Source organism: Legionella drancourtii LLAP12 (assembly GCF_000162755.2).
GTDB classification, from domain to species: domain Bacteria; phylum Pseudomonadota; class Gammaproteobacteria; order Legionellales; family Legionellaceae; genus Legionella; species Legionella drancourtii.
In genome coordinates, this window is the sequence record NZ_JH413847.1 from 233,234 (window position 1) to 255,452 (window position 22,219).

Here is a 22,219-nt window from a genome sequence, read left to right on the forward strand (position 1 = left end):
GTCAATAAAAATTCCTTCCCTCGTACAGAGAGAAGGAATGAGTTGGGACTTACTTGTTGTTTAAAGCCATACCTTCTAACACCGTGAGCGCGGCATAAAGTTGATAGTCATTGTGCAATAAATCTTCAGGTTTATTCGCACTTGAAGTCGCAGCTTTTTCCGCATTATTTTTATTGATTAAGTGCCCATTCAGATCTGCTTCGCTAAATCCGGTTTTATCCTTGTTTTTTGCGGCAGCATTTTTAGGTATTTCTAACTCGTTCACGACGATGTCAGGCGCAATTCCTTTGGCTTGAATTGAAGTACCTGATGGGGTGTAGTACAGGGCGGTGGTTAGCTTAATCCCAGTTTTATTATCAAGTGGCAGCACTGTTTGTACCGAACCTTTACCAAAACTGGTAGTACCCAGAATAACGGCTCGTTTGTTATCTTTTAATGCACCGGCAACAATCTCCGCTGCAGAAGCTGAGCCATTATTGATCAATACTACCATTGGCGCATTATCTAACACATCAATTCCTTTTGCCAGAGCGGTAAAATCTGAACCTGGTAAACGACCTTTAGTTGAAACGATGGTTTCAGGTTTGCCAGATTTATCTTTACCAAGGAAGGCATCAGAAACTTGGATAGCAGAATCGAGCAACCCCCCTGGGTTGTTTCTTAAATCCAAGACCAACCCTTTTATTTTGCCGCCAGATTGTTGTTTTAGGCGCTCAATTGCTTGCAACATGTCTCTTCCTGTTAAGGCTTGGAATTGGGTTAGACGGATGTAAGCATAGCCAGGACTTAGTAATTTGCTTTGTACACTTTTTATTTGAATAACCTCACGAATTAAATCAAAAGTTAAGGCTTTGTTTACACCTTTACGTAATACCGTTAATTGAATGGTACTGCCGGATTTACCACGCATCATATTAACCGCGTCTTTAAGTGACAGGCCTTGTACGGATTCTTTACCTAATTTTATGATATAGTCACCTGATTTAATTCCCGCTTTAAAAGCAGGAGTATCAACTAGCGGTGTTACGACTTTGACTACACCATCTTCCATGGTAACTTCAAGACCTAAACCACCAAATTCACCACTAGTAGAGGTTTGTAGTTCTTTGAACTCTTCTTCATCCAGATAACTTGAATGAGGATCAAGGCCATTGAGCATGCCGCGAATGGCATTATCAAACAGTTCTTTGTCATCAGTAGGTTTTACATAGTATTTTTTAATTTCGCCAATGGCATTAGAAAAACGTTGCACGTCTTCTAGCGGCACAGCTTTAGAACTAGAGTTCGCGCTAGAATTTTCTGCACTGTCTGCATTAGGCTCATCAGCTGTAAAGGCCGTCAGAGGTAACATCAGCGTCACTGCATACACTGCTGCCAGCATGCATGGATGTAATTTTCTTATTAACATAGCGATCTCCTCGGATGCGGGCCATAAAATAAGCCATCTTCTTTTTTGTTTTTATAATATTGAAATGCAATTTAAGTGCCAGAGGCAAAGGTGATTACTTTATTATTGCGATAAGCGGAATAGCATCCGCTCGATTTTTTCTTTGTTAAAGTAATACATACAACACCTTAAACCGATGACAACCAAGCTAAAGGAGGGATTGCTTTTCCCCTTCGTCTTATTTCGAAGTATAGACCGTTTTGTTTAATTCCGCCGCTATGTCCTACAGAGGCGATTTGTTCGTTTTGGCGCACCGACTCGCCTTTTCTTTTAAATAATGATTCATTATGTGCATATAAGGTCATAAAGCCTTGACCATGATCAATGATAAGCAATAAACCATAACCCTTTAGCCAATCACTAAATACGACTTTTCCCGGGTAAACGGCAGTCACAACGGTTCCTTCATCGGCAAAAAATGTCACCCCTTGATTCATTTGGCGTAATGATCGGCTCTGGGTCTGTACTGGAAGCGGCAATTTTTTGCGCATTTGATTGAATGGTTTACTTGCTTGCGCAATACTTTGTTGCGCTAGTATTTTTAATAAGCGCGCTAAATTGTCTTTATTTCTTTTGGCGTCGCGTAAGGTATTTTGTTTGTTTTGAATTTCATTATTCAATGATTTGATTAATGCCGTATGATAATTTTTAGTTTGCTCTAATTGTTCCTGATTTTTAGTCAGCTCGGATTTTAGCTTTTGATTCTCTGCAAGCTCATTATGCAATATTTCTTTGCTTTGATTTAGCTTATTGCGCGTCGTGTCGATCTGCTCAATCAGCTGTTGGCGTGATTTAACGAGGTACTGATAGTACGTTAAAACCCGACTTACCTTATAAGGATCATCCTGGTTTAGTAACCATTTGAGAGGTTGATATTCACCCATTTGATAGCGAGCCCGGATGTGACTGGCCAATAATTGTTGTTGGGTTGTTAGTTTTTCGTTTAATTGGTTGACTTTATTTTGTAATGCACTGATTTTGTTGGACTTGCTGCTTATGTTTTGTTGAATGGTACGTAGCTCATGGACTCCTTGGCCTATTTGTTTTTCCGTGGCAGATAATTCTTTATTTAAGACCCCACGTTTGTCATGCGCTGAGTTTAAGGTTTGTTGTAAGTGATTAATTTGTACGTCTAATTGTTTTAATTTACTTTGTGTTTTTTGTATTGCCGATGGATCTGCATATAGCGCAAAACCAAGGAGCATGCCCAGGGGGATTGCTATCAGGTTATTCCTGAATTTATTACTTCGTTTAATCATGATTATCTTGTTCTAACAATGGATGCCCAGTCATTTCTGCCGGTGGATTAATGCCTAATAAGGTCAGCATGGTTGGTGCTATATCAATTAAACTTCCTTCCGCGCGGGTAAAATGCCAATTACCACCAACATAAACCAGGGGTACGGGTTCACTGGTATGAGCTGTATGCGGTTGCTCGGTTGACTCGTCAAACATTTCTTCCGCATTACCATGGTCTGCCGTAATGAGCAATTGTCCGCCTTGTTTGCTTAGTGCCTGCCAGACTTTAGTCATGCAGTGATCCAAACATTCGATGGCGCAAACGGTGGCCTTAAAATTACCCGTATGTCCTACCATATCGGCGTTAGCATAGTTACAGATAATGACATCGTAAGTTTGGTTGTTAATCGCCTCTACTAAACGTTCTGTTAATTGTGGGGCACTCATTTCTGGTTGTAAATCGTAGGTTGCCACTTTCGGGGAGGGAATTAAAATGCGTTCTTCATGAGCAAAAATATGTTCATTGCCGCCGTTAAAGAAAAAGGTGACATGGGCATATTTTTCTGTTTCGGCAATCCGCAGTTGGCTTAAACCATGGGCAGCAAGCACCTCGCCTAAGGTATTATTTAAAGGGTAGGGAGGAAATGCTGGCGTTGTCGCTAAGTTCGTGTCGTATTGGGTCATGCTGACAAAATCAGCTAACTGTGGTTGTACTTTTCGCTGAAATTTATTAAATGATTTATCAATAAATGCACTCGTTAATTGCCGGGCTCTATCGGCGCGGAAATTAAAAAATAAAACAGCATCGCCATCAGTAATTGTTTGTTTGGTCCCAATTAAGGTTGGTGGGATAAATTCATCAGACAAATTTTGTTGGTAATAGCTTTCGATTGCGGTTTGGGCATCAGCAAAGTGATGCACACTTTGTCCTTCAGTTAATAAAGTATAAACCGGCTCTATGCGTTCCCAACGATTGTCTCTGTCCATAGCATAATAACGACCACTAATGGAGCAAATTTGGGCGACAGGGTATTTTTTCAGTTTCGCTTGGAGACGCCCAAAACTTTGCAACGCGCTTTGTGGCGGGGTATCGCGTCCATCAAGAAATAAATGCAAACAGACGGAGTGAAAATTTTGTTGCGCACAAAGTGCGAGCAAGGCAAATAAATGGTGTTCATGGCTGTGAACACCGCCCGGGGAAAATAAGCCCATAATATGCAATGAGTGTCTGGTTTGCTTTAATTGTGTGATGACGTTAAGAAACACTGGGTTTGTCGCAAAGCTACCATTGTCTATGCTTTCATTGATACGGGTGAAATCTTGTTGGATAACTCGGCCTGCACCAATGTGCATATGCCCGACTTCTGAGTTACCCATTTGTTTATTGGGTAAACCAACCGGTAAACCAGAAGCTTCCAAAAGGATGTGCGGGCATGTTTGCCACCATTCATCCCACTGTGGAGTGTTGGCCTGGGCAATCGCATTGTGCTTATTATTTTTGTTATAACCCCAACCGTCTAAAATCATCAGTAGCAAGGGTGCATTCTTTCGCATACAGCACTCCATTAAGGAAGTTACAATTAATTTGGATTATACTAGGCCAAAGTATTTATGGCTAACACTTAAATTTTTAGATTAAAAAGGTTAGACTATGTACCATTTTTTAGGGTAGGAAGAGTTGTTTTGGAACATAAAATTCCTCAACACGTTGCCATTGTAATGGATGGGAATGGTCGTTGGGCTGAAAGTCGCGGTTTGCCACGTATTGACGGTCATAAAGCTGGGGTTGAATCAGTAAAAAAGATGATTCGTAGTTGTATGACTAAAAAAATTGCTTGTCTGAGTTTATTTGCTTTTAGCTCGGAAAATTGGTCGCGTCCGGTTGATGAAGTTAATTTTTTAATGGAATTATTTATTGAGTCGTTACGTAAAGAACTTGCCGAACTTAACCAACATGGGATAAGGATGCGTTTTACCGGTGATCGCAGTTTATTGTCATCTATTTTGCAAGAACAAATGCGTGAAGCGGAGCTGATCACGGCAAATAACGCCCAATTAACTTTAAATGTAGTGGTAAATTATGGCGGTAAATGGGATTTAGTCACGGCAGCAAAAAAAATAGCTCAAGCAGTGGCTGAGGGGACGTTGGCATTGGATGAGATTGATGAGCCTCGTTTTGCCCAATGCCTTGATACTGATGGCTTACCTGATCCGGATTTATTCATTCGTACTAGTGGCGAATTAAGAATCAGTAATTTCTTTCTGTGGCAACTTGCGTATACTGAACTTTATTTTACCGATGTCCACTGGCCTGATTTTGGTGAGGCAGAGCTGGAGTTGGCTTTAGCTTCATTTAGTAAGCGTAAAAGACGATTTGGCAACGTGTCTAAAGCAGCAAATGAATAGCATGGATGGAGACGTTAAGGTTTTATTTTAAATAGAAGGGCAATACCATGTTTTTACAACGTTTAATTACCTCATTAATTTTAGTGCCCTTAGTCTTGTTCGTTATTTTCTATGGTCACCCCTGGCTTTTAGCGGGTATCGCTTTAGTTATTTTTTTAGCGGCAGGAAGAGAATGCTTGCAGTTAATTCCTTTTAAAAAAACAAGTATGCAAATCGGCTTTTTCGTGGTTTTACTGTTGTGTTTATGGGGCTGTGGCACAGTATTTTCTTATTGGCTGGCTGTTGGTCTTGCGTTATGGCTCTGTAATATAGTGGCTATTCTGACGTTCCCACGTTCGCAACAATATTGGGGTTATTCTGCGGTGGTTGCTGGAGTGTGCCTAATCCTTTTACCCTTATTTATGCAAAGCTTGATTCATTTATATTATTTACCACATGGTAAAGCCTTACTTGTTTATTTACTGTTTTTAATTTGGGCTTCTGATATTGGTGCTTATCTTAGTGGTAAGCTAATAGGGAAACATAAGTTGATTCCCCAAGTCAGTCCTGGAAAATCCTGGGAGGGTGTTTTAGGTGGCGTAATTTTAGCGATGATTATAGCCGGTGTTGGCTGTATTTATTTTGCACCCGTTGCTAAAATTTACTGGTTCGTTTTAGCGTTATATACCGTAATTATTTCTATCTTTGGCGACTTATTCATTAGTATTTTGAAACGACGTTGTCACTTAAAAGATACTGGTGCTCTTATTCCTGGTCATGGTGGCGTATTAGATCGTTTAGATAGTTTGATTGCCGCTTTGCCTTTATTTTATTTCGGACTAACTTTGGGATAGCATTATGCTTTCAACTCTGCTGTATTTTTTATTGGCCTTGTTATTACTGGTAACGGTGCATGAATACGGCCATTTTCAAGTTGCACGCTGGTGCGGTGTCAAAGTACTGCGTTTTTCTTTCGGCTTTGGCACAGTACTGGCGAGCTGGCGTGATAAACGCGGAACAGAGTATGCCTGGTCTTTATTTCCCCTAGGTGGCTACGTTAAAATGCTGGATGAATCTGAAGGCGAAGTTCCAGAAAATGAACGCCATTTAGCTTTTAATAATCAAGCCATCTGGAAACGGATTGCTATTGTTCTTGCTGGTCCATTATTTAATTTTATTTTTGCTTTTATTGCCTTATGGTTGGTGCTCGTTATTGGTATGCAGTCTTTAGCCCCCATGATTGATACCGTGAAACCAAGTAGTATTGCTGCGAACGCGGGACTTACGGCCCATGAAGAAATTATTGCAGTGAATCATATGAAAATTAATAGTTGGCGTGATTTTCAATATGCTTTGATGCCTCTGGTTGGTTCTAATGCTACAATTAAGGTCACTGTAAAGTCATTAATTGATGGTCATCAAAGTGAAGTTTCTCTGCCTTTAGCTAATTGGCAGCTGGATGATAAAAAGCCGGATCCACTCAAAAGTTTAGGCATTGAGCCCTTTATTCCATCTATTCCCGCAATCGTTGGGGAAGTCGTTGCTGATAGCCCCGCAGCAAAAGCTGGGTTGCAAAATAAAGATAAGATAGTGCGTGTAGATGGTAAGCCTTTTGCGGATTGGCTGTTTTTAGTGAATTATGTGCAAGCACGTCCTGATACCCAAATAACCTTGCAAATTAAGCGAGACGGCACGCTGAAAAATATTATTGTGCATACAGGCAGTCTGAAAAATAAAGGCAAGAGTGAAGGCTTTTTAGGTGTGCGATCGCAAAAGGTTGATTGGCCTAAGCATTGGTTGCGGATGGAAAGAGAACATCCGATAGCGGCTTTAGGCACTGCTTTAAAACAAACTGTACAACTGACTAAGACTACCTTTGTTTTAATGGGGCGCTTAGTTACTGGCAAATTAGGCTTAAACAGTATTAGTGGTCCAGTGGGCATTGCTCAAGGTGCTGGTGACTCTGGACGTGGTGGTTTGGTTTCTTATTTGTTTTTTCTTGCCTTGGTGAGCATTAGTTTAGGTGCGTTAAATTTATTGCCTATTCCTATGCTGGATGGCGGACATTTGCTGTATTATGTGCTGGAAATTATCCAACGTAAGCCCGTATCGGATGGTTTGAAATCAGCAGGGGCTTATGTGGGCTTATTATTATTGTTTGCCTTAATGTTTATTGCATTGACCAACGATATAGCAAGACTAACTAGTTAAACTGAACAAATAAAAAAGTTAGAGAGCAGAAACTTGACAGTGGTTTCTACTTCCTATAAAAAGTGTTTCAATTTTTGGTGTGACTGGATTATTTTTAATTCAGAAATGCACGCGGTACTTCACACGTGTCATAAATTGCCGTTTTAGTGTACTAATCGTGTAATTTGTAGCTGCATGAAGTAAAACTGGATGTAAAATAATAATGAAAAAAATCGGTAGTAAATTATTAGTAGGGGTTTGTTGTTCGACGCTTATTGCTTGGTCCTCTCAAACAATAGCAGATGATGGTTTTATTGTTCGTGGCATTAAAGTGACCGGTTTACAACGGGTTTCCTCCGGAACGGTATTAAATTATATTCCCGTACAAGTTGGCGAAGAGGTAAACTCCAGTTCAACTGGTGAAATTATTCGCACTCTTTATGATACCGGTTTTTTTCAGTCAGTTTCTTTAGAGCGTCAAGGCAATATCCTCATTGTTAACGTCGTTGAGCGCGCAACCATTGGTGCCATTAATATCACCGGAAATAAAGAAATTCCCAGCGATAAAATGAAAGAGTTCCTTAAAGAAATGGGCTTGGTAAAAGGTCGCGTGTTCCAAAAATCCACTTTGGAGCGTTTGGAAAAGGAATTAAAGAAAGCATATACTGCCAGAGGAAAATACAACGCACGCATTGAAACACGTGTTTCGCAACTAACGGATAACCGTGTAGCAATTAACATCACTGTTTCTGAAGGTCGGGTATCGCGCATTAAAAAAATTAAAATCATTGGTAACCACGATTTTAAAGACAGCGAACTATTGCCCGAACTTGCTTTGTCTAATTCGAATTTATTTACTTATTTTACGAAAAAAGACCAATATTCGAAGTCTGGGATGGATGCTTCTTTAGAAGCGTTACGTTCGTATTATTTGGATAGAGGTTATTTGAAATTTAAGATTGTTTCTTCACAAGTATTGCTGTCTCCTGATCGGAAAGACGTATTTATTAATATTCATGTTGATGAAGGTCCGCAGTATCATTTTTCAGGTTATAAAGTAGTTGGAAATACGGTTGTTCCTAAAGAAAAACTTGATTCTTTAGTTCTGGTTCGCAAGGGCGCTGTTTTTTCACGCAAAAAAGTAACTGAAACAATTTCTGCCTTTGGTTTAGCTTTGGGTGATGTGGGTTATGGCTTCCCTGCGATTAATGCTGAACCACAGCTGGATGAGAAAGATAAAACGGTCTTCATTACTTTTGTCGTCGAGCCTGGGCGTCATGTCTATGTGCGTCGTATTAAATTCCACGGCAATACAAAAACCAGTGATTATGTGTTACGCAGCGTGATACGTCAGGATGAAGGCGGCTTGCTGTCTTTGCATAATATTAAAGAATCAGAACGGCAACTGCGCTTATTAGGTTATTTGAAAAATGTTGATGTGAAAACGACACCTGTCCCTGGAGCCAATAACCAAGTTGATTTAGATGTGCAAGTCGAAGAAGCACCATCTGCGGAAGCAAGTGCTTCAGTTGGTTATGGTACGAATGGTTATCAGCTGAATGCTTCGGTGAACCAACATAACTTTATGGGAACCGGCCGTTCCATGGGGGCTGCCTTCACATCAAGTAAGTGGGGACAAGATTATACCGTAAATTACTACAACCCATTTTATACTGATACCGGTATAGGACGGGGGGTCAATCTTTATTTCGCACGTGTCGACCCGAAAAACCTGAATGTCAGTACCTATAGTTCAGATCGTTTCGGGGGTGATGTCAACTATAATTTCCCTCTTGGAGAGGCAAGTAGTTTCCAATTGGGGTATGGGTATCAGGATGTCGACATTAAAACGGTTGGTTATGTTATTCCGATTCAGAATTTCGTTACCGAATATGGTCGCCATTTCCAGGAAATTCGTTTATCTTCAGGATGGGCTAGAAACAGCTATGATCAATTCCCTTATCCTTCTCGTGGTATGAACCAACAATTTACAGCAGTTGTTGCTTTACCCGTGACGTCTAATTCATTGTCATACTATAAGGGTTCTTATCAGGCACGTTTGTATCAGCCACTAGCACGAGGCTGGATATTCTCCTTGCAAGGATTTGCGGGCTATGGAAACATGTTTAATAACAATGGGTTACCTTTCTTTGAAAACTATTATGCTGGGGGAACAGCGCAACCAGGCCAAGTACGTGGCTATGATAGCTTCTCTCTAGGCCCATTGGATAATTTGCATAATTCTATGGGAGGTAACTTCCTGGCGAGCGCAAGCGCGGGTATTATTTTACCTTATCCTTTAAGTCGTGATAACGTACGAACCACCATATTTGCTGATGCGGGTAACGTATTTGCATATAATACGCGGCCAATCTTTACTGGTTATGATGCGGGTCCAATCCGTTATTCAGCCGGTCTTTCTGTAGAATGGCGTTCCCCTTTTGGTCCGTTGGCATTTAGCGTGGCTAAGGCATTAAATCCGCAACAATTTGATCAACCACAAATCTTCCAGTTTGCTTTGTCTTCTGGATTTTAAAGACAGTGCCTGGTTGAACCTTCTCCTCACGGGGAGAAGGGAATTTTTTCGGCGTTATTTTTATTTAACAGAATTATTGAAATCTCCCGTTGTGTATATCGCAACCTATTTCGAATTGTGCTAGCATCTTGATCTTTAATTGAGGAGATAGATATGAAGCGGTTTGCCGGCGTTTTAGCCCTAGTTTTCAGCGTTTTTTGTGCTAATGCATTTGCTGATGCAGCAAAGATTGGTGTGGTTGATTTGCAAAAAATCATGCAGACTTCTAGCCAAATGAAAGACATCCAACAAAAATTGGAAAAAGAATTCAAACCACGTCGTGATAAGTTAGTAGCGATGGAAGGCAGCTTGAAAGCCGATATGGAAAAATTCAAGCGTGACAGTGCAGTAATGGGTGCGAATCAAAAGAAAGATTTGGAAAAGAAAATCATTGCAACGCAGCAACAATTCGAGCGTGATGGCCAACAATACCAACAAGAATTAAGTACTGCTAATAATGAAGCGATGGAAGGTTTGTATTCTAAAGTTCGTGCAGCGATTGCAAAAGTTGCTAAAGACGACAAATACGATCTTATCGTACAAAAAGATGCAGCACCTTTTAGTGCTGATGCTCTTGATGTAACTGACAAAGTTGTTAAAGCAATCAATTAATTAATCTGGCGATGCCAAGTTGCTAACTTGAGCACAAAGAGCAGAGTATGTAGATGGCGTGTGGTATGAAAATGCTGAGCACGCCATTTTTTTGCCTTATTAAAGTGTGTTACCCTCCAATCCTTTGCTTATTATGATCATGCATTGTCTCTAGATCCGACTCTGGCTGGTGTTGTATTGCTGCATGCTTTTGATGTCGGTGTTGAATAATTGGTGAATAGTTATATTTATAATTGATTTGAATAGATTAAAACAGGATAATAATCCCTCTTTTAGAAACCTGATAATTAAACGGGAAATTACGTATGAGTGAATCTATTGTGGATATAAGACAAATTTTTGATTTGTTGCCTCACCGTTACCCAATGCTCTTGGTTGATAGGGTATTAGATTATAAAGCCTATGATTATTTAATTGCGATAAAAAATGTCACTATTAATGAGAATTTTTTTACGGGTCATTTTCCAGAAAACCCAGTCATGCCTGGGGTACTGATGTTGGAAGCGTTGGCCCAAGCCAGTGGTCTTCTCGCTGGCCTCTCGCACACTCATGAGGACAATGTATTACATTTTTTTGCAGGTATTGATAAAGCAAAATTTAAACAAATAGTCACTCCGGGCGATCAATTACGCTTGGAAGTGAAGTTTTTAGGCAAGAAAAGAGAATTTTGGCGTATGCGCGGCGAAGCTTATGTAGGTGATAAACTGGCCTGTTCTGCGGATTTATTAAGTGCAGCAAAGGAAATTCAAAAGTGATAGATGAACGAGCAATAATTCACCCATCAGCTAAACTGGCAAACGGTGTAACGGTAAGTCCCGGCGCAATTATTGGCGCAGATGTTGAAATTGGCGAAAATACCTGGATTGGCCCTTATGCTGTCATTGAAGGCCCAACGACTATTGGTAAAAATAATAAAATTTTCCAATTTGCTTCTATTGGCGATGAGCCACAAGATGTCACTTATCAAGGTGAGCCGACACGACTGGAAATAGGCGATAATAACATCATTCGTGAATATTGTATGATTAGCCGTGGTACCATCAAAGGTGGTGGTCTTACACGTATTGGCAATAATAATTTTTTAATGGCCTATACCCATGTTGGGCATGATTGTATGCTGGGTAATAACATCATCATGATTAATTATGGTGCTCTATCTGGCCATGTGACTGTTGATGATTATGCCATCATTGGTGGTTATGCTGCCGTGCATCAATTTTGTCACGTAGGAGCCTATGCTTTTATTGCGCGAGCGACTTATGCGCCTAAAGATGTACTTCCTTACATTATGGTCGCAGGTTATAACTCTTCGGTATATGGCATAAATACGGTAGGCTTACGCCGACGAGGATTTTCTTCTGAGACGATTAATTCGTTACGTCGTGCCTATAAAATTATTTTCCGTAAAGGATTTACTGTGCAGCAAGCGGTAGCTGAATTAGAACAAATGCAAAATGAATGCCCAGAAGTAATTCCTATGATTGATGCCTTGAATCGATCGGCACGTGGTATCGTAAGATAAGCAAAAAAACTGCATCGCTCTTATGCTAAGAGCGGTGGTATGGAGTTGAAGGGATATAAACCAACCTAATTTAAGAGTGATAGCCTATGTTAGACAGTCAGTTATTGCGAGAAAATCCACAATTTGTTGCTTCTCAATTGTTAACACGCGGTTTTAAGTTTGATGTTGCGGCATTTAGCGCTTTAGAAGAACGACGCAAAGCCTTACAAGTTGCAACGCAAGCGTTGCAAAATGAACGGAATACGCGTTCTAAAGCTATAGGTGAAGCAAAGTCACGCGGTGAAGATATTGAATCGATGCGTGCAGAAGTAAATCGTCTGGGTGCGGAATTAGAACAGAAAAAATTAGAACTTGACGATGTATTGCACCAAATTGAAGCCATTGCTTTGCGATTACCTAATCTTCCGCATGAATCTGTTCCGGTGGGCGAAGACGAGAACGATAATCAGGAAGTAAGGCGCTGGGGAACCGTGCCTACTTTTGATTTTCCCGTTAAGTCGCATGATGAATTAGGCGAAGCTTTAGGGCAAATGGATTTCGCCCTCGCTGCCAAATTGACTGGCAGTCGTTTTGTGGTGATGAAAGCTCAATTGGCAAGGGTGCACCGTGCTTTGATTCAATTTATGTTGGATATTCATACGCAACAACATGGTTACCAGGAAATTTATGTTCCTTACATCGTGAATGCGGATAGTTTGTTAGGAACAGGCCAACTTCCTAAATTTGAAGAAGATTTATTTAAATTAAATGGTGATCAGGGTTACTATTTGACTTCTACGGCAGAAATCCCCGTAACCAATACCGTACGCGATATGCTCTTGTCTGAAGAGGTGTTGCCTATTCGACATGCGTGTCATTCACCGTGTTTTCGCAGTGAAGCTGGTTCATATGGTAAAGATACTAAAGGGATGATTCGTCAGCACCAATTTGAAAAAGTTGAATTAGTTTGGATCACCAAACCTGAAGATTCTTATGCGGCATTAGAGCAATTAACCCAGCATGCAGAAATAATATTGCAACGTCTTGAATTACCGTATCGTGTTGTTGCCTTATGTACTGGTGATTTGGGCGCAGGCTCGGCTAAGACTTACGATCTGGAAGTGTGGTTACCCAGCCAAAATACCTATAGAGAAATTTCTTCTTGCTCGAATATGGAAGCATTCCAGGCTCGACGGATGAAAGCACGCTATCGACAGTCACAAACACGTGAAATCGAGCTGGTGCATACCTTGAATGGTTCGGGGCTAGCTGTTGGGCGAACTTTAGTCGCATTGATGGAAAATTATCAAGATAAAGAAGGGAATATTCATATTCCAACTGCCTTAAGACCTTATTTGGGTGGAATGGAATGTATTCGCGTTGCAAATTAATTTAACTCGCTATAATTAAAGAATTAGATCATTTGAGCAGTTCTGGATTCACTGCCATTAAGTTAAGCACTTTGGGACGTATAACCTATTAAACGTAGCCCGGATTAGCGCAGCGTAATCCGGGCTACAACGCTAACTTAATGGCAGTGTGCGCAGGACGATGGGGTATTTGAAACATAAAATTCTTGGCTTGGTGGCGGTTTCTCTCATGCCAAATTAAGTATTCATTGGTGAATGACATCATGACAATTCAAACGGTTGTAAAAATGGGTAACAAACAATTAGGCATCCCATCTGAACCTGTTGTTGATTTTGATCCAGCAATTCGATCCTATCCAGAGCTTACTGAATTAATTCAAAACATGAAAGATACGATGGATGCTAAAGGTGGCGTAGGGATTGCCGCACCACAGATAGGTTACAATAAACGAGTAATCATGTTTGGCTTTGAAAAAAATAAACGCTATCCTAATGAAAAACCAGTACCATTTACCATCTTGATTAACCCCATATATCAAATTATGTCTGATGAACTGGTTGAGGAATGGGAAGGATGTTTGAGCGTCCCTGGTCTTAGAGGGCTCGTGCCACGTTATAAAAAGATTGAGTACAGCGGTTATGATCCAGAAGGCAAACTTATTACCCGAGTTGCAGCAGATTTTCATGCACGTATTATTCAACATGAGTGTGATCACTTAGATGGAGTGCTTTTTCCTTACCGATTGAAAGACATCCGCTTTTTTGGTTATGAGGAGGAACTGGAGGATCGCATTTATTTATAATCTCGCTACTGATGCGGCGAGATTATGATAACAGGCAATAATCGGTTTAATTGTCGCAAATAAAATCGTAGGGAAATACTACTGAAACGCTATTGTTTGAACCGTTCAATAAAATGGGGCCTGCTTTTAATGTACATTTGCCAATTATTGGTCCTAGAGCTAGGGTATTGGATGAGGTTGAATAAAGTGTTGCGCTAATTGTTAGCGGCTCTGCAGAGCACGGTAGGTGTTCAATAACTTGTGGCTCGCTGCCTGCTCTGAGCGTAATTGATTTACTAAAGCCATTGTCATTATTCACATTAAAAGCAACATTTGCATCTTGTCTGACTGGTGGTGATGCAACCGCAAATTGTACCATACAACTCATGTCCTCATCCGCATACGCAGGAAGAAACGTAGATAAACTAATGACCGCCATGGCGGATAGAATAACTTTTTTTAACATAAGAAACTCCTTAATGAGTTAGCAAATAAAGTTAGTACCCACGCAGCGTAATATGACTGCTCGATAATAGCAAGTACTTATTCATGTCATTATGTTCTTATGTTGATCAATTCATTCTATTGTAGATAATTAGAGGGATAAATTTATAGCGGGAACAATTGCTCCCGCAAGAACTATCTTTCTTCGATGGCTAACACGTGCTTCATAGTCTATGCTGTACAATGGATGACCACTTTAATATCAAGGGAGTGATATAACATGAATTTTTTTCTTTTAAAACCAATAGCAACAGCGCTTATTGTCGGTTTTTTTTCTTTAGCAACCTATGCAGATACGGCACCCCAAAGTGGTGATTCTTTTGAAAAGGTATGCATCAATGCCTGGATGGAAAAAACGGATTTGGCAAAAGATAAAGTTGATTATAAAAATTTTGGTGAAAAATATTGTAGTTGCGTTGCAAAACAACCATTAAATGATGACGCTTCGGTACAAAAAGCCATGCAATTATGTATGTCAAGAACCTTGCTTCATGATGCGATGGATTCATTGGCGGATGAGATTGGTTTAAGCAAGGCCCAGGACAGTGACGTTATGAATCATTGTCAAGACCGCTGGAATCTTATTTATCCTAATTTAAGTGATGCTGATAAACAGAAAACGATTGCTTATTGTGACTGTGCAAAGCCTAAATTAATGGCACTCATCAAACAATCAGATAATATGACTGATAAACAATATGATGAAGGTATCGATGGCATCGCGGCAGATTGTTCTAGTAGCGCATTAGTTAATAAACCAACGTCTACTACTTCTGCGCCAGCAAAAACCGCAAATTAATCATTTCGGTGCCCATATTCTGCAGTCTAATATGGGTATCGTTTCTTATTCTCGCATGACAAATAATTATTCCTTTAAAACATTAAAAATTTACTAAAAATTAAAATGTGCCGCTGTAAGCGTGACTCAACCTCTTACGCTGTATTAAAATATCTGTAGCAACGATAAAACTTCATTTATGCAACGCAGTTAGGAAGAAAGTACTGCGCATGAAGAGTTGGAGATAAAATATCATGAAGAGTTTTACCCAGATAGCTAGAGCTTTATTTATAGTCACTACATCAATAGCCTGTTTATTTTATCAATCAATAAGTTCTGCGGATGTCGTCCTTACCAACAGTCAACAACAGGAATATTTAATTGCTGATTTACTCACGGCAAAAGAAATGTTTTCAACTGTGGTTTTTAATGATAGGGCTGTACCTAATTTGGCGACAGCAATAGGCTCTTATACTCACTCCATTGATTTTAATGCCGATTTTAAGTCATTTGTACATATTCATCCGCTGGGCAATGAATCGCTTAGAGTACTGGAGCGTGGTGGTCCGCAGCTTGAGTTTCATGTTAATCCAAATCAAATTGGCTTCATTAAGTTATTCGCGCAAGTGAAGATTAAAGGCAAAGAAATCTTTGTGCCATTTGGTATTGTGGTGAATCCTAAACGCTTCTCACCAGGATGACAAAAGGTATTGCAGGAGAGTTTATAAAATACTTGACGCGTTCCTGGAAGATGGATAAAAATCAGCACCGAACTATAAATTTAAACAGGTAAAATGATCAACATGAATTTTTCTTTTTTAACAGGGTTGGTAATTGGATGTATGCTGGGAGCAATGATTCATTGTTATCTGCAAAAGTTTACTGGCAACCGGCGTGAAATGGAACGATATAAGGAGAAAAAAAATGAATGGGATTTATTATTCAATAACTATTCGCTATTTATGAATCAGCTTAAAAATGATATTAATGAGCCAATGTATGCCAATATACGCGAGTTTTTTGTTGTCGATAAAACGGCGATTATGAATTCATCGATACCACGGTTACGCTATGATTTAATTGAAGAGATTATGCCGGCGCTGCATCAATTAGAGGCGTTGGGGTATATTCAAAAATTACCTAATGATTCTCTTCTTTATAAAATGGAAGATGATTTTGTGACACGGCTTAAAGCGATGCGGGAAGTCAATCTTTTCGCTGTATAACGTTATTATGCGTTAGTCCTATGCTCTTTTTTTATTAAATTTTTTTTGTATTTAATTTCCCTATTTAGACAATAAATTATTCTAAATAATAGGATGATTCTCCCTTTAATATTGGTAAAAATTCTTGGGAAGTTTCTTTGTTTTACTTTAAGTAACCGGTACACTTCTTAACGATAGATTAAGGATTATTATAGTTTTATGGAGAACATGAATGTTAAGAAAATCAGTTGGATTCGTTCTAGCTTCAGTGGTAATGAAAAGTACTTTTGCAGTGACAATTCATCATGGAGTGATTCTTGAGCACCGAGAATGGACAACTGGGAATATGCCCATCCACGCTAAAGAACGCCCACATAAAGGCAATAAGCACTCATTAAAGTCTCTTCTTAAGCAAAATAATGCGCTGAATTTGAATCAAGACCAAGAAGGAATTCTTTTGCGTAGCAGTGTGGAGCAGGAAATAGAAGGCTTTGTTGGCAAGGCAGCCGTAATCGGCGGTGTTCTTGAGGCTTATATTGAAAACTATACCGCAACAGCGCAAACGTATACGATTTCATCTAATTTTTGCATTACTACCCGATTGGATGCGGATATAAATCCATGCCACTATCGTTCTTATAAAATAGAACTGGATCCGCATGGTTGGTTTCAATTAGATGTGATTCGCGGGTTTTCTTATACTTTTTCTGAAGCTGGTGTATTTGGCACCGGTCTTTTTATGTTGGTAGAGAAAGAAGGAACTCCATCGATGTTTTCTACCTATGATTTAGGTTCTATTCAAATAGACGATTAGTTTTAGGTATTTGTTTACACTAGTCATAGGTTGGGTCAGTTTGACCCAACGACACAGTTGGCGGTATAGGTTGCCTTTTACAATCCGAGGCAGCAGCTTTTTTTCTCATCTTCTGCAGATGCGTACATCGCTTTAAGTTCGGTATAGCGCATTCTCAAATCATTTTTTAAGGCTAAATCGCTTTTCACTGCATTGAATAATGGCGCACGGATACGATATTTTTCGAGAACATTATTAATATGTGTCTTTATCTGATTCCAAAGACCGGGTGCGACCATTAGTGTTGGTATTAATAACTTCGTTGTAAGGCAAATTGGGCTAATTGAGTGAGTGCATTTTTATATTTTGAATCAGGAAGTACCATTAAGAATGATAAGGCCGTGTCAATTTCCTGTGCCGCTACTTTTTTTGTGTATTCTATTGCTTTCGTTTCTTCTAAAGCGATAAGAATTTCAGGTAAGAATTCGAGGCTGCCTTTTTTCAGACTTTCGATGATTTGTTGTTTTTGGCGTTCTGAGCCGTGTTGTAATGCATGAATTAATGGTAGGGTTGCCTTGCCGTCAGCCAAATCGTCACCAATATTTTTGCCAATTGTTTTAGCATCAGAACAATAATCCAAGGCATCATCAATAAGCTGGAATGCATTGCCTAAGTGCAAACCGTAGGCATAGAGACTGTCTTGAACTTCTTTGGATGCATCACTAAGCATTGGGCCAATACAGGCAGCAGCTGCAAATAAGAGCGCTGTTTTTGCACGAATTACATCAAAGTATTCTTCAAAGGTTAGCGCAGGATTATGGCGGTTAGACAGTTGTTTTACCTCGCCACAGCTAATTTCCAGGGCAGTATTGGCAAAAAGTTTAAGAATGGCTGGATTGCCAGAATCGACCATTAATTCAATTGATTGCGTAAAAAGATAATCACCAACCAGAATACTGGCCTTGCTTCCCCAAATATTATTCGCGGTTTCGCGTCCTCGTCTTAAGGTCGATTCGTCCACAACATCATCATGCAATAAAGTTGCCGTATGGAAAAATTCGACCATTGCCGCTAGAGCAATATGCGCGTTGCCTTGATAACTGCAGGCATTGCTGGCTAAGAGAACCAATAAGGGCCGTAGGCGCTTACCCCCACTTTCAATTACATGATGGGACATGTCATCAATCAAACCGATTTGTGATTCGATTTTATTAACAATTAAAGCATTAACCGCGTTAAAATCATCAATTACTGCCGCGCGTATACTCTCAATCGTCATCGTCTGTCCTCTACCATTCAATGAGTAAATGCTAAGGTTGTACATGTTAATTGTCAAGTAAAACGGGAGAAATCTAGATTAGTCAGTAGATACTTGCAGCAGAGTCGAGGGAGGATTTGCCGTAGGTTGGCTCAAACGCCCCAACCTACGTACGCATGATTGAATTGCTCATACAAAGGAAATATTACACATTAAAACGAAAATGCATTACATCGCCATCACAAACGATGTATTCCTTACCTTCTAAGCGCAATTTTCCGGCTTCTTTGGCGCCTTGTTCGCCACCACAAGCAATAAAGGCTTCATAGGCAATCACTTCGGCGCGGATAAATCCTTTTTCAAAATCAGTGTGAATAACACCAGCTGCTTGTGGGGCGGTCGCTCCTTTATGGATAGTCCAGGCTCTTACTTCTTTTACACCGGCCGTAAAATAGGTTTGCAAACCTAAAAGATCATAACCGGCGCGAATTACGCGATGTAATCCGGGTTCGCTTAAGCCTAAATCATCCATGAATTCTTTGCGATCTTCGTCTTCCAGCTCGACTAACTCAGCTTCAGTTGCGGCGCATAAAGCAACAATGCTGGCATTTTCTTGCTGTGCTAATGTTTGTACGGCATCGAGTAATGGATTGTTTTCATAGCCATTATCATCAACATTTGCGATGTACAGGACGGGCTTTGCTGTAAGCAGAAATAAACGACGTGCCAGCAGTTCTTCGTCAGCATTGAGGTCTAGTGTGCGTACAGGAAGGCCTTCATCCAAATGCGCTTTGATTTTTTCCAATGTTTTGACTTCGGCAATTGCTTCTTTATTGCCGCTGCGGCTATTTTTCCCTGATTTTAATAGGGCTTTGTCAACTGTTTCCATGTCTGCTAAAGCCAATTCGGTATTGATAACTTCAATGTCACTTAAGGGGTTAACCTGTCCTTCCACATGAATGACATCGGTGTTTTCAAAGCAGCGCACTACGTGGGCAATGGCATCGGTTTCCCTGATGTTGGCTAAAAATTGGTTACCTAAGCCTTCTCCTTTTGAAGCCCCTTTAACGATTCCAGCAATATCTACGAATTGCATGGTTGCTGGCAACGCTTGTTGTGGTTTGACAATCGCACTTAAAGCATCGAGCCGCAGATCGGGAACCGTGACGATACCCACATTAGGTTCAATGGTACAAAAAGGGTAGTTTGCTGCTTCTATGCCTGCTTTAGTCAGGGCATTGAACAGAGTTGATTTACCGACGTTGGGCAAGCCCACGATTCCACATTTAAATCCCATGAGTAGTACCTCTGTTAAACGTTTAATTGATTCATTGCTCTGGCTAGGTCACCAGAGAATACTAAAGGCATAACGGCTATGCCCCTATCGATCGCATCATAAATTTGTTGTCTATCATGTGCAGACGGTTTACCAAGCACGTATTGATGTACTAAGTCTTTATGGCCAGGATGACCTATGCCAATGCGTAAACGATGAAAATGAGGGCTACCTAACTGGGCTATAATGTCTCTTAAGCCGTTGTGCCCCCCATGGCCGCCGCCAGTTTTTAATTTAATGCGTCCCGCTGGTAAATCCAGTTCATCATGAACAACCAATATTTCTTCAGGTTGAATACGGTAAAATTGACTGATTAGGCGGGTTGGTTGACCGCTGTGGTTCATAAACGTTAAAGGGAGAACCAATTTACCCGTATGATTATTCAACTTCAGTTCAGCCAGTTCAGCCTGCATTTTTTTTTCTAATTTGAATGAAGTGCTGTGTCGTTGCGCTAACGCGGCTGTGAGCCATCCGCCTGCATTATGGCGAGTATGTTCATAAGCTGAGCCGGGATTGCGTAATCCAATGATAAGTTTTATCGCCATGATCATAAGCTCTTTGATTTGGTGCTACATAGGGTTTATGAACTTATATTGTAGCCTGGGTTCGGCTTTTGCTTCGCCCAGGATATCTTTACTTTGACAGGGAAGAATTTATTCTTCACCTTTCTCAGATGCGGAACTTGCAGTAGGTACAGCAGATGCTGAAACTTCTGTAGCTTCTTCTTCGGCAGCACTAACTCGAGGCATATGAATGCTTACAACTGGAGAGTCATGGCTGTGATCCGCTAGATCAACCGTTAAATGAACGCCTTTGGGTAATTTCAAGTTAGATAAGTGAATTACATCATCTAATGCAACTTTTGCCATGTCGACTTCAATGAATTCAGGCAGATCTTTAGCTTGGCAACGGATTTCAATTTGTGTCATCGTATGGTTAATCATACCGCCTGCTTTAATACCGGGAGCTTGTTGCTCATTGACAAAGTGGAGTGGTACTAATTTAACCAGGACGTCTTTCTTAGATACACGTTGTAAGTCCATGTGCATTACTAATGGTTTGTAAGGGTGACGTTGTAATGCTTTTAAAATAACGTGCTCTACTTTTCCATCAATGGTAATATCAAAAACGCTGGAGTAAATACTTTCAGTTTCTAAAGCTTTAATGACTTTATTGTGCTGAAAATGAATAGACATTGGTTTTTTCTCGCCGCCATAAATGACTGCGGGTACTTTGTTTTCAAGACGACGTAGGCGGCGGCTCGCACCTTTCCCCATATCCGTTCTTGATTCTGCTTCTAAAAGAATGTTTGACATTATATAATGCTCCAAAAATTGTATATAATTTCCCTTACCTAATCCGCGACCAGATTAAATACCGAACTTAATTTAGTTTGAAAATTCGGAAAGGGTGGCGAAGTATACAATATTTTAAAATGAACATAAATAGAAATTGCACTTGAAGTCGTTGTCATAATTGCATAGAATATGCGACTTTGTTGAATTTGTGATAGCCAATCAGGCGAATTGGAGAAAAATTATGTATGCGGTAATCAAAACTGGCGGTAAGCAATATACCGTGAAGGAAGGCGATGTACTTAAGATCGAATTGCTGCCTGAAGATGTTGGCAACGAAATCAAATTTGAAGAAGTATTAATGTTGGCCGATGGTGATAACGTTATTTGCGGTACGCCATTTGTTGCTACGGCAATTGTTAAAGCTGAAGTGCTTGATCATGGCCGTCATAAGAAAGTTAAAATTATTAAGTTCCGTCGTCGTAAGCACCATATGAAACAAATGGGGCACAGACAATATTATTCGCAAGTTAAAATTACTGCGATAAGCAAGTAAGAGGGGAAAGCAATGGCTCATAAAAAAGCAGGTGGTAGTACTCGTAACGGCCGCGACTCGAATCCTAAGTTCCTGGGTGTGAAGCGTTATGGTGGCCAGTTTGTTAATGCAGGTGAGATTCTTGTAAGACAACGTGGTACTCGTTTCCACGCAGGACCAGGTGTCGGCGTTGGGCGTGATCATACTTTATTTGCCTTGGTTGAAGGTTTGGTTCAATTCGTTGTTAAAGGCGTGAAGAACCGTAAGTATGTGACTATAGTTGCAGAGCAACAAGAAGAAGCGGTTAACTAGCAAGTTATTTTATGTAGGTTGGGTCATTTGACTCAGCGTTCGTTGTTCATCACCAGTATCAAGTTAGGGATGGCACTGTTTTTGGGGCAAAATGACCCAACC

General features: G+C 40.2%; 23 protein-coding genes. 15 read left to right on the forward strand and 8 right to left on the reverse strand.

The window, feature by feature from the left end:
* Window positions 1–49 precede the first annotated feature (49 nt).
* The 3 genes from LDG_RS15865 to gpmI form a co-directional block, all read right to left on the reverse strand.
* On the reverse strand, window positions 50–1,408 hold the full coding sequence (locus LDG_RS15865) for a S41 family peptidase (RefSeq protein WP_006872460.1): 1,359 nt from the start codon (window positions 1,406–1,408) through the stop codon (window positions 50–52).
* Between the two features lie 167 nt (window positions 1,409–1,575).
* A complete protein-coding gene (locus LDG_RS15870; RefSeq protein WP_006872461.1) occupies window positions 1,576–2,652 on the reverse strand; it encodes a murein hydrolase activator EnvC family protein in 1,077 nt (358 codons plus the stop codon).
* A gap of 46 nt (window positions 2,653–2,698) precedes the next feature.
* Window positions 2,699–4,240: a 2,3-bisphosphoglycerate-independent phosphoglycerate mutase gene (gene gpmI / locus LDG_RS15875; RefSeq protein WP_006872462.1), complete on the reverse strand. Its 1,542-nt coding sequence runs from the start codon at window positions 4,238–4,240 to the stop codon at window positions 2,699–2,701.
* Window positions 4,241–4,369: 129 nt separating this feature from the next.
* Here gpmI and uppS point away from each other — a divergent pair, with 129 nt between their 5' ends.
* The 9 genes from uppS to def all read left to right on the forward strand — a co-directional run bounded on the left by uppS (window position 4,370) and on the right by def (window position 14,122).
* Window positions 4,370–5,092, forward strand: a complete 723-nt coding sequence (uppS, locus tag LDG_RS15880; protein ID WP_006872463.1) for a polyprenyl diphosphate synthase — start codon at window positions 4,370–4,372, stop codon at window positions 5,090–5,092.
* A 47-nt stretch (window positions 5,093–5,139) separates the two neighbouring features.
* On the forward strand, window positions 5,140–5,925 hold the full coding sequence (locus LDG_RS15885) for a phosphatidate cytidylyltransferase (RefSeq protein ID WP_006872464.1): 786 nt from the start codon (window positions 5,140–5,142) through the stop codon (window positions 5,923–5,925).
* A gap of 4 nt (window positions 5,926–5,929) precedes the next feature.
* Complete coding sequence (gene rseP, locus LDG_RS15890; RefSeq protein ID WP_006872465.1) at window positions 5,930–7,282, forward strand: RIP metalloprotease RseP; 1,353 nt, start codon at window positions 5,930–5,932, stop codon at window positions 7,280–7,282.
* 202 nt (window positions 7,283–7,484) lie between these two features.
* On the forward strand, window positions 7,485–9,797 hold the full coding sequence (gene bamA / locus LDG_RS15895; protein WP_006872466.1) for an outer membrane protein assembly factor BamA: 2,313 nt from the start codon (window positions 7,485–7,487) through the stop codon (window positions 9,795–9,797).
* 153 nt (window positions 9,798–9,950) lie between these two features.
* The gene (locus tag LDG_RS15900) at window positions 9,951–10,448 is read left to right on the forward strand and encodes an OmpH family outer membrane protein (RefSeq protein ID WP_006872467.1); all 498 of its coding nucleotides are present in this window, start codon (window positions 9,951–9,953) and stop codon (window positions 10,446–10,448) included.
* A gap of 305 nt (window positions 10,449–10,753) precedes the next feature.
* The gene (gene fabZ, locus LDG_RS15905; RefSeq protein ID WP_006872468.1) at window positions 10,754–11,203 is read left to right on the forward strand and encodes a 3-hydroxyacyl-ACP dehydratase FabZ; all 450 of its coding nucleotides are present in this window, start codon (window positions 10,754–10,756) and stop codon (window positions 11,201–11,203) included.
* The gene (gene lpxA, locus LDG_RS15910) at window positions 11,200–11,970 is read left to right on the forward strand and encodes an acyl-ACP--UDP-N-acetylglucosamine O-acyltransferase (RefSeq protein ID WP_006872469.1); all 771 of its coding nucleotides are present in this window, start codon (window positions 11,200–11,202) and stop codon (window positions 11,968–11,970) included. Before fabZ ends, lpxA begins: the two co-directional genes overlap by 4 nt.
* Before the next feature lie 86 nt (window positions 11,971–12,056).
* Complete coding sequence (serS, locus tag LDG_RS15915) at window positions 12,057–13,340, forward strand: serine--tRNA ligase (protein WP_006872470.1); 1,284 nt, start codon at window positions 12,057–12,059, stop codon at window positions 13,338–13,340.
* Window positions 13,341–13,582: 242 nt separating this feature from the next.
* Window positions 13,583–14,122, forward strand: a complete 540-nt coding sequence (gene def, locus LDG_RS15920) for a peptide deformylase (protein ID WP_006872472.1) — start codon at window positions 13,583–13,585, stop codon at window positions 14,120–14,122.
* Window positions 14,123–14,168: 46 nt separating this feature from the next.
* On the opposite strand, the gene LDG_RS15925 is transcribed toward def, so the two are convergent.
* On the reverse strand, window positions 14,169–14,567 hold the full coding sequence (locus tag LDG_RS15925; RefSeq protein ID WP_006872473.1) for a hypothetical protein: 399 nt from the start codon (window positions 14,565–14,567) through the stop codon (window positions 14,169–14,171).
* Window positions 14,568–14,825: 258 nt separating this feature from the next.
* On the opposite strand from LDG_RS15925, the gene LDG_RS15930 reads away from it, so the two are divergent.
* The 4 genes from LDG_RS15930 (at window position 14,826) to LDG_RS15945 (ending at window position 17,402) form a co-directional block, all read left to right on the forward strand.
* Window positions 14,826–15,404, forward strand: coding sequence for a hypothetical protein (locus LDG_RS15930; RefSeq protein ID WP_006872474.1), 579 nt, complete (start codon window positions 14,826–14,828; stop codon window positions 15,402–15,404).
* Between the two features lie 233 nt (window positions 15,405–15,637).
* Window positions 15,638–16,084 (forward strand): hypothetical protein, encoded by a 447-nt coding sequence (locus LDG_RS15935; protein WP_006872475.1) that lies wholly within the window; start codon window positions 15,638–15,640, stop codon window positions 16,082–16,084.
* Window positions 16,085–16,186: 102 nt separating this feature from the next.
* On the forward strand, window positions 16,187–16,609 hold the full coding sequence (locus LDG_RS15940; protein ID WP_006872476.1) for a hypothetical protein: 423 nt from the start codon (window positions 16,187–16,189) through the stop codon (window positions 16,607–16,609).
* A gap of 211 nt (window positions 16,610–16,820) precedes the next feature.
* A complete protein-coding gene (locus LDG_RS15945; protein ID WP_006872477.1) occupies window positions 16,821–17,402 on the forward strand; it encodes a hypothetical protein in 582 nt (193 codons plus the stop codon).
* A 289-nt stretch (window positions 17,403–17,691) separates the two neighbouring features.
* On the opposite strand, the gene LDG_RS15955 is transcribed toward LDG_RS15945, so the two are convergent.
* The 4 genes from LDG_RS15955 to LDG_RS15970 all read right to left on the reverse strand — a co-directional run bounded on the left by LDG_RS15955 (window position 17,692) and on the right by LDG_RS15970 (window position 21,291).
* Window positions 17,692–18,660, reverse strand: coding sequence for a polyprenyl synthetase family protein (locus tag LDG_RS15955; protein WP_006872479.1), 969 nt, complete (start codon window positions 18,658–18,660; stop codon window positions 17,692–17,694).
* A 184-nt stretch (window positions 18,661–18,844) separates the two neighbouring features.
* Window positions 18,845–19,936, reverse strand: a complete 1,092-nt coding sequence (gene ychF, locus LDG_RS15960) for a redox-regulated ATPase YchF (RefSeq protein WP_040536260.1) — start codon at window positions 19,934–19,936, stop codon at window positions 18,845–18,847.
* A gap of 14 nt (window positions 19,937–19,950) precedes the next feature.
* Window positions 19,951–20,520, reverse strand: a complete 570-nt coding sequence (gene pth, locus LDG_RS15965) for an aminoacyl-tRNA hydrolase (RefSeq protein ID WP_006872481.1) — start codon at window positions 20,518–20,520, stop codon at window positions 19,951–19,953.
* A gap of 108 nt (window positions 20,521–20,628) precedes the next feature.
* Window positions 20,629–21,291, reverse strand: coding sequence for a 50S ribosomal protein L25/general stress protein Ctc (locus tag LDG_RS15970; protein ID WP_006872482.1), 663 nt, complete (start codon window positions 21,289–21,291; stop codon window positions 20,629–20,631).
* A gap of 223 nt (window positions 21,292–21,514) precedes the next feature.
* Between LDG_RS15970 and rplU the strand changes: the two genes are divergently transcribed.
* Window positions 21,515–21,826: a 50S ribosomal protein L21 gene (rplU, locus tag LDG_RS15975; RefSeq protein WP_006872484.1), complete on the forward strand. Its 312-nt coding sequence runs from the start codon at window positions 21,515–21,517 to the stop codon at window positions 21,824–21,826.
* A 12-nt stretch (window positions 21,827–21,838) separates the two neighbouring features.
* Window positions 21,839–22,117, forward strand: coding sequence for a 50S ribosomal protein L27 (gene rpmA / locus LDG_RS15980; RefSeq protein WP_006872485.1), 279 nt, complete (start codon window positions 21,839–21,841; stop codon window positions 22,115–22,117).
* Window positions 22,118–22,219: the final 102 nt, after the last annotated feature.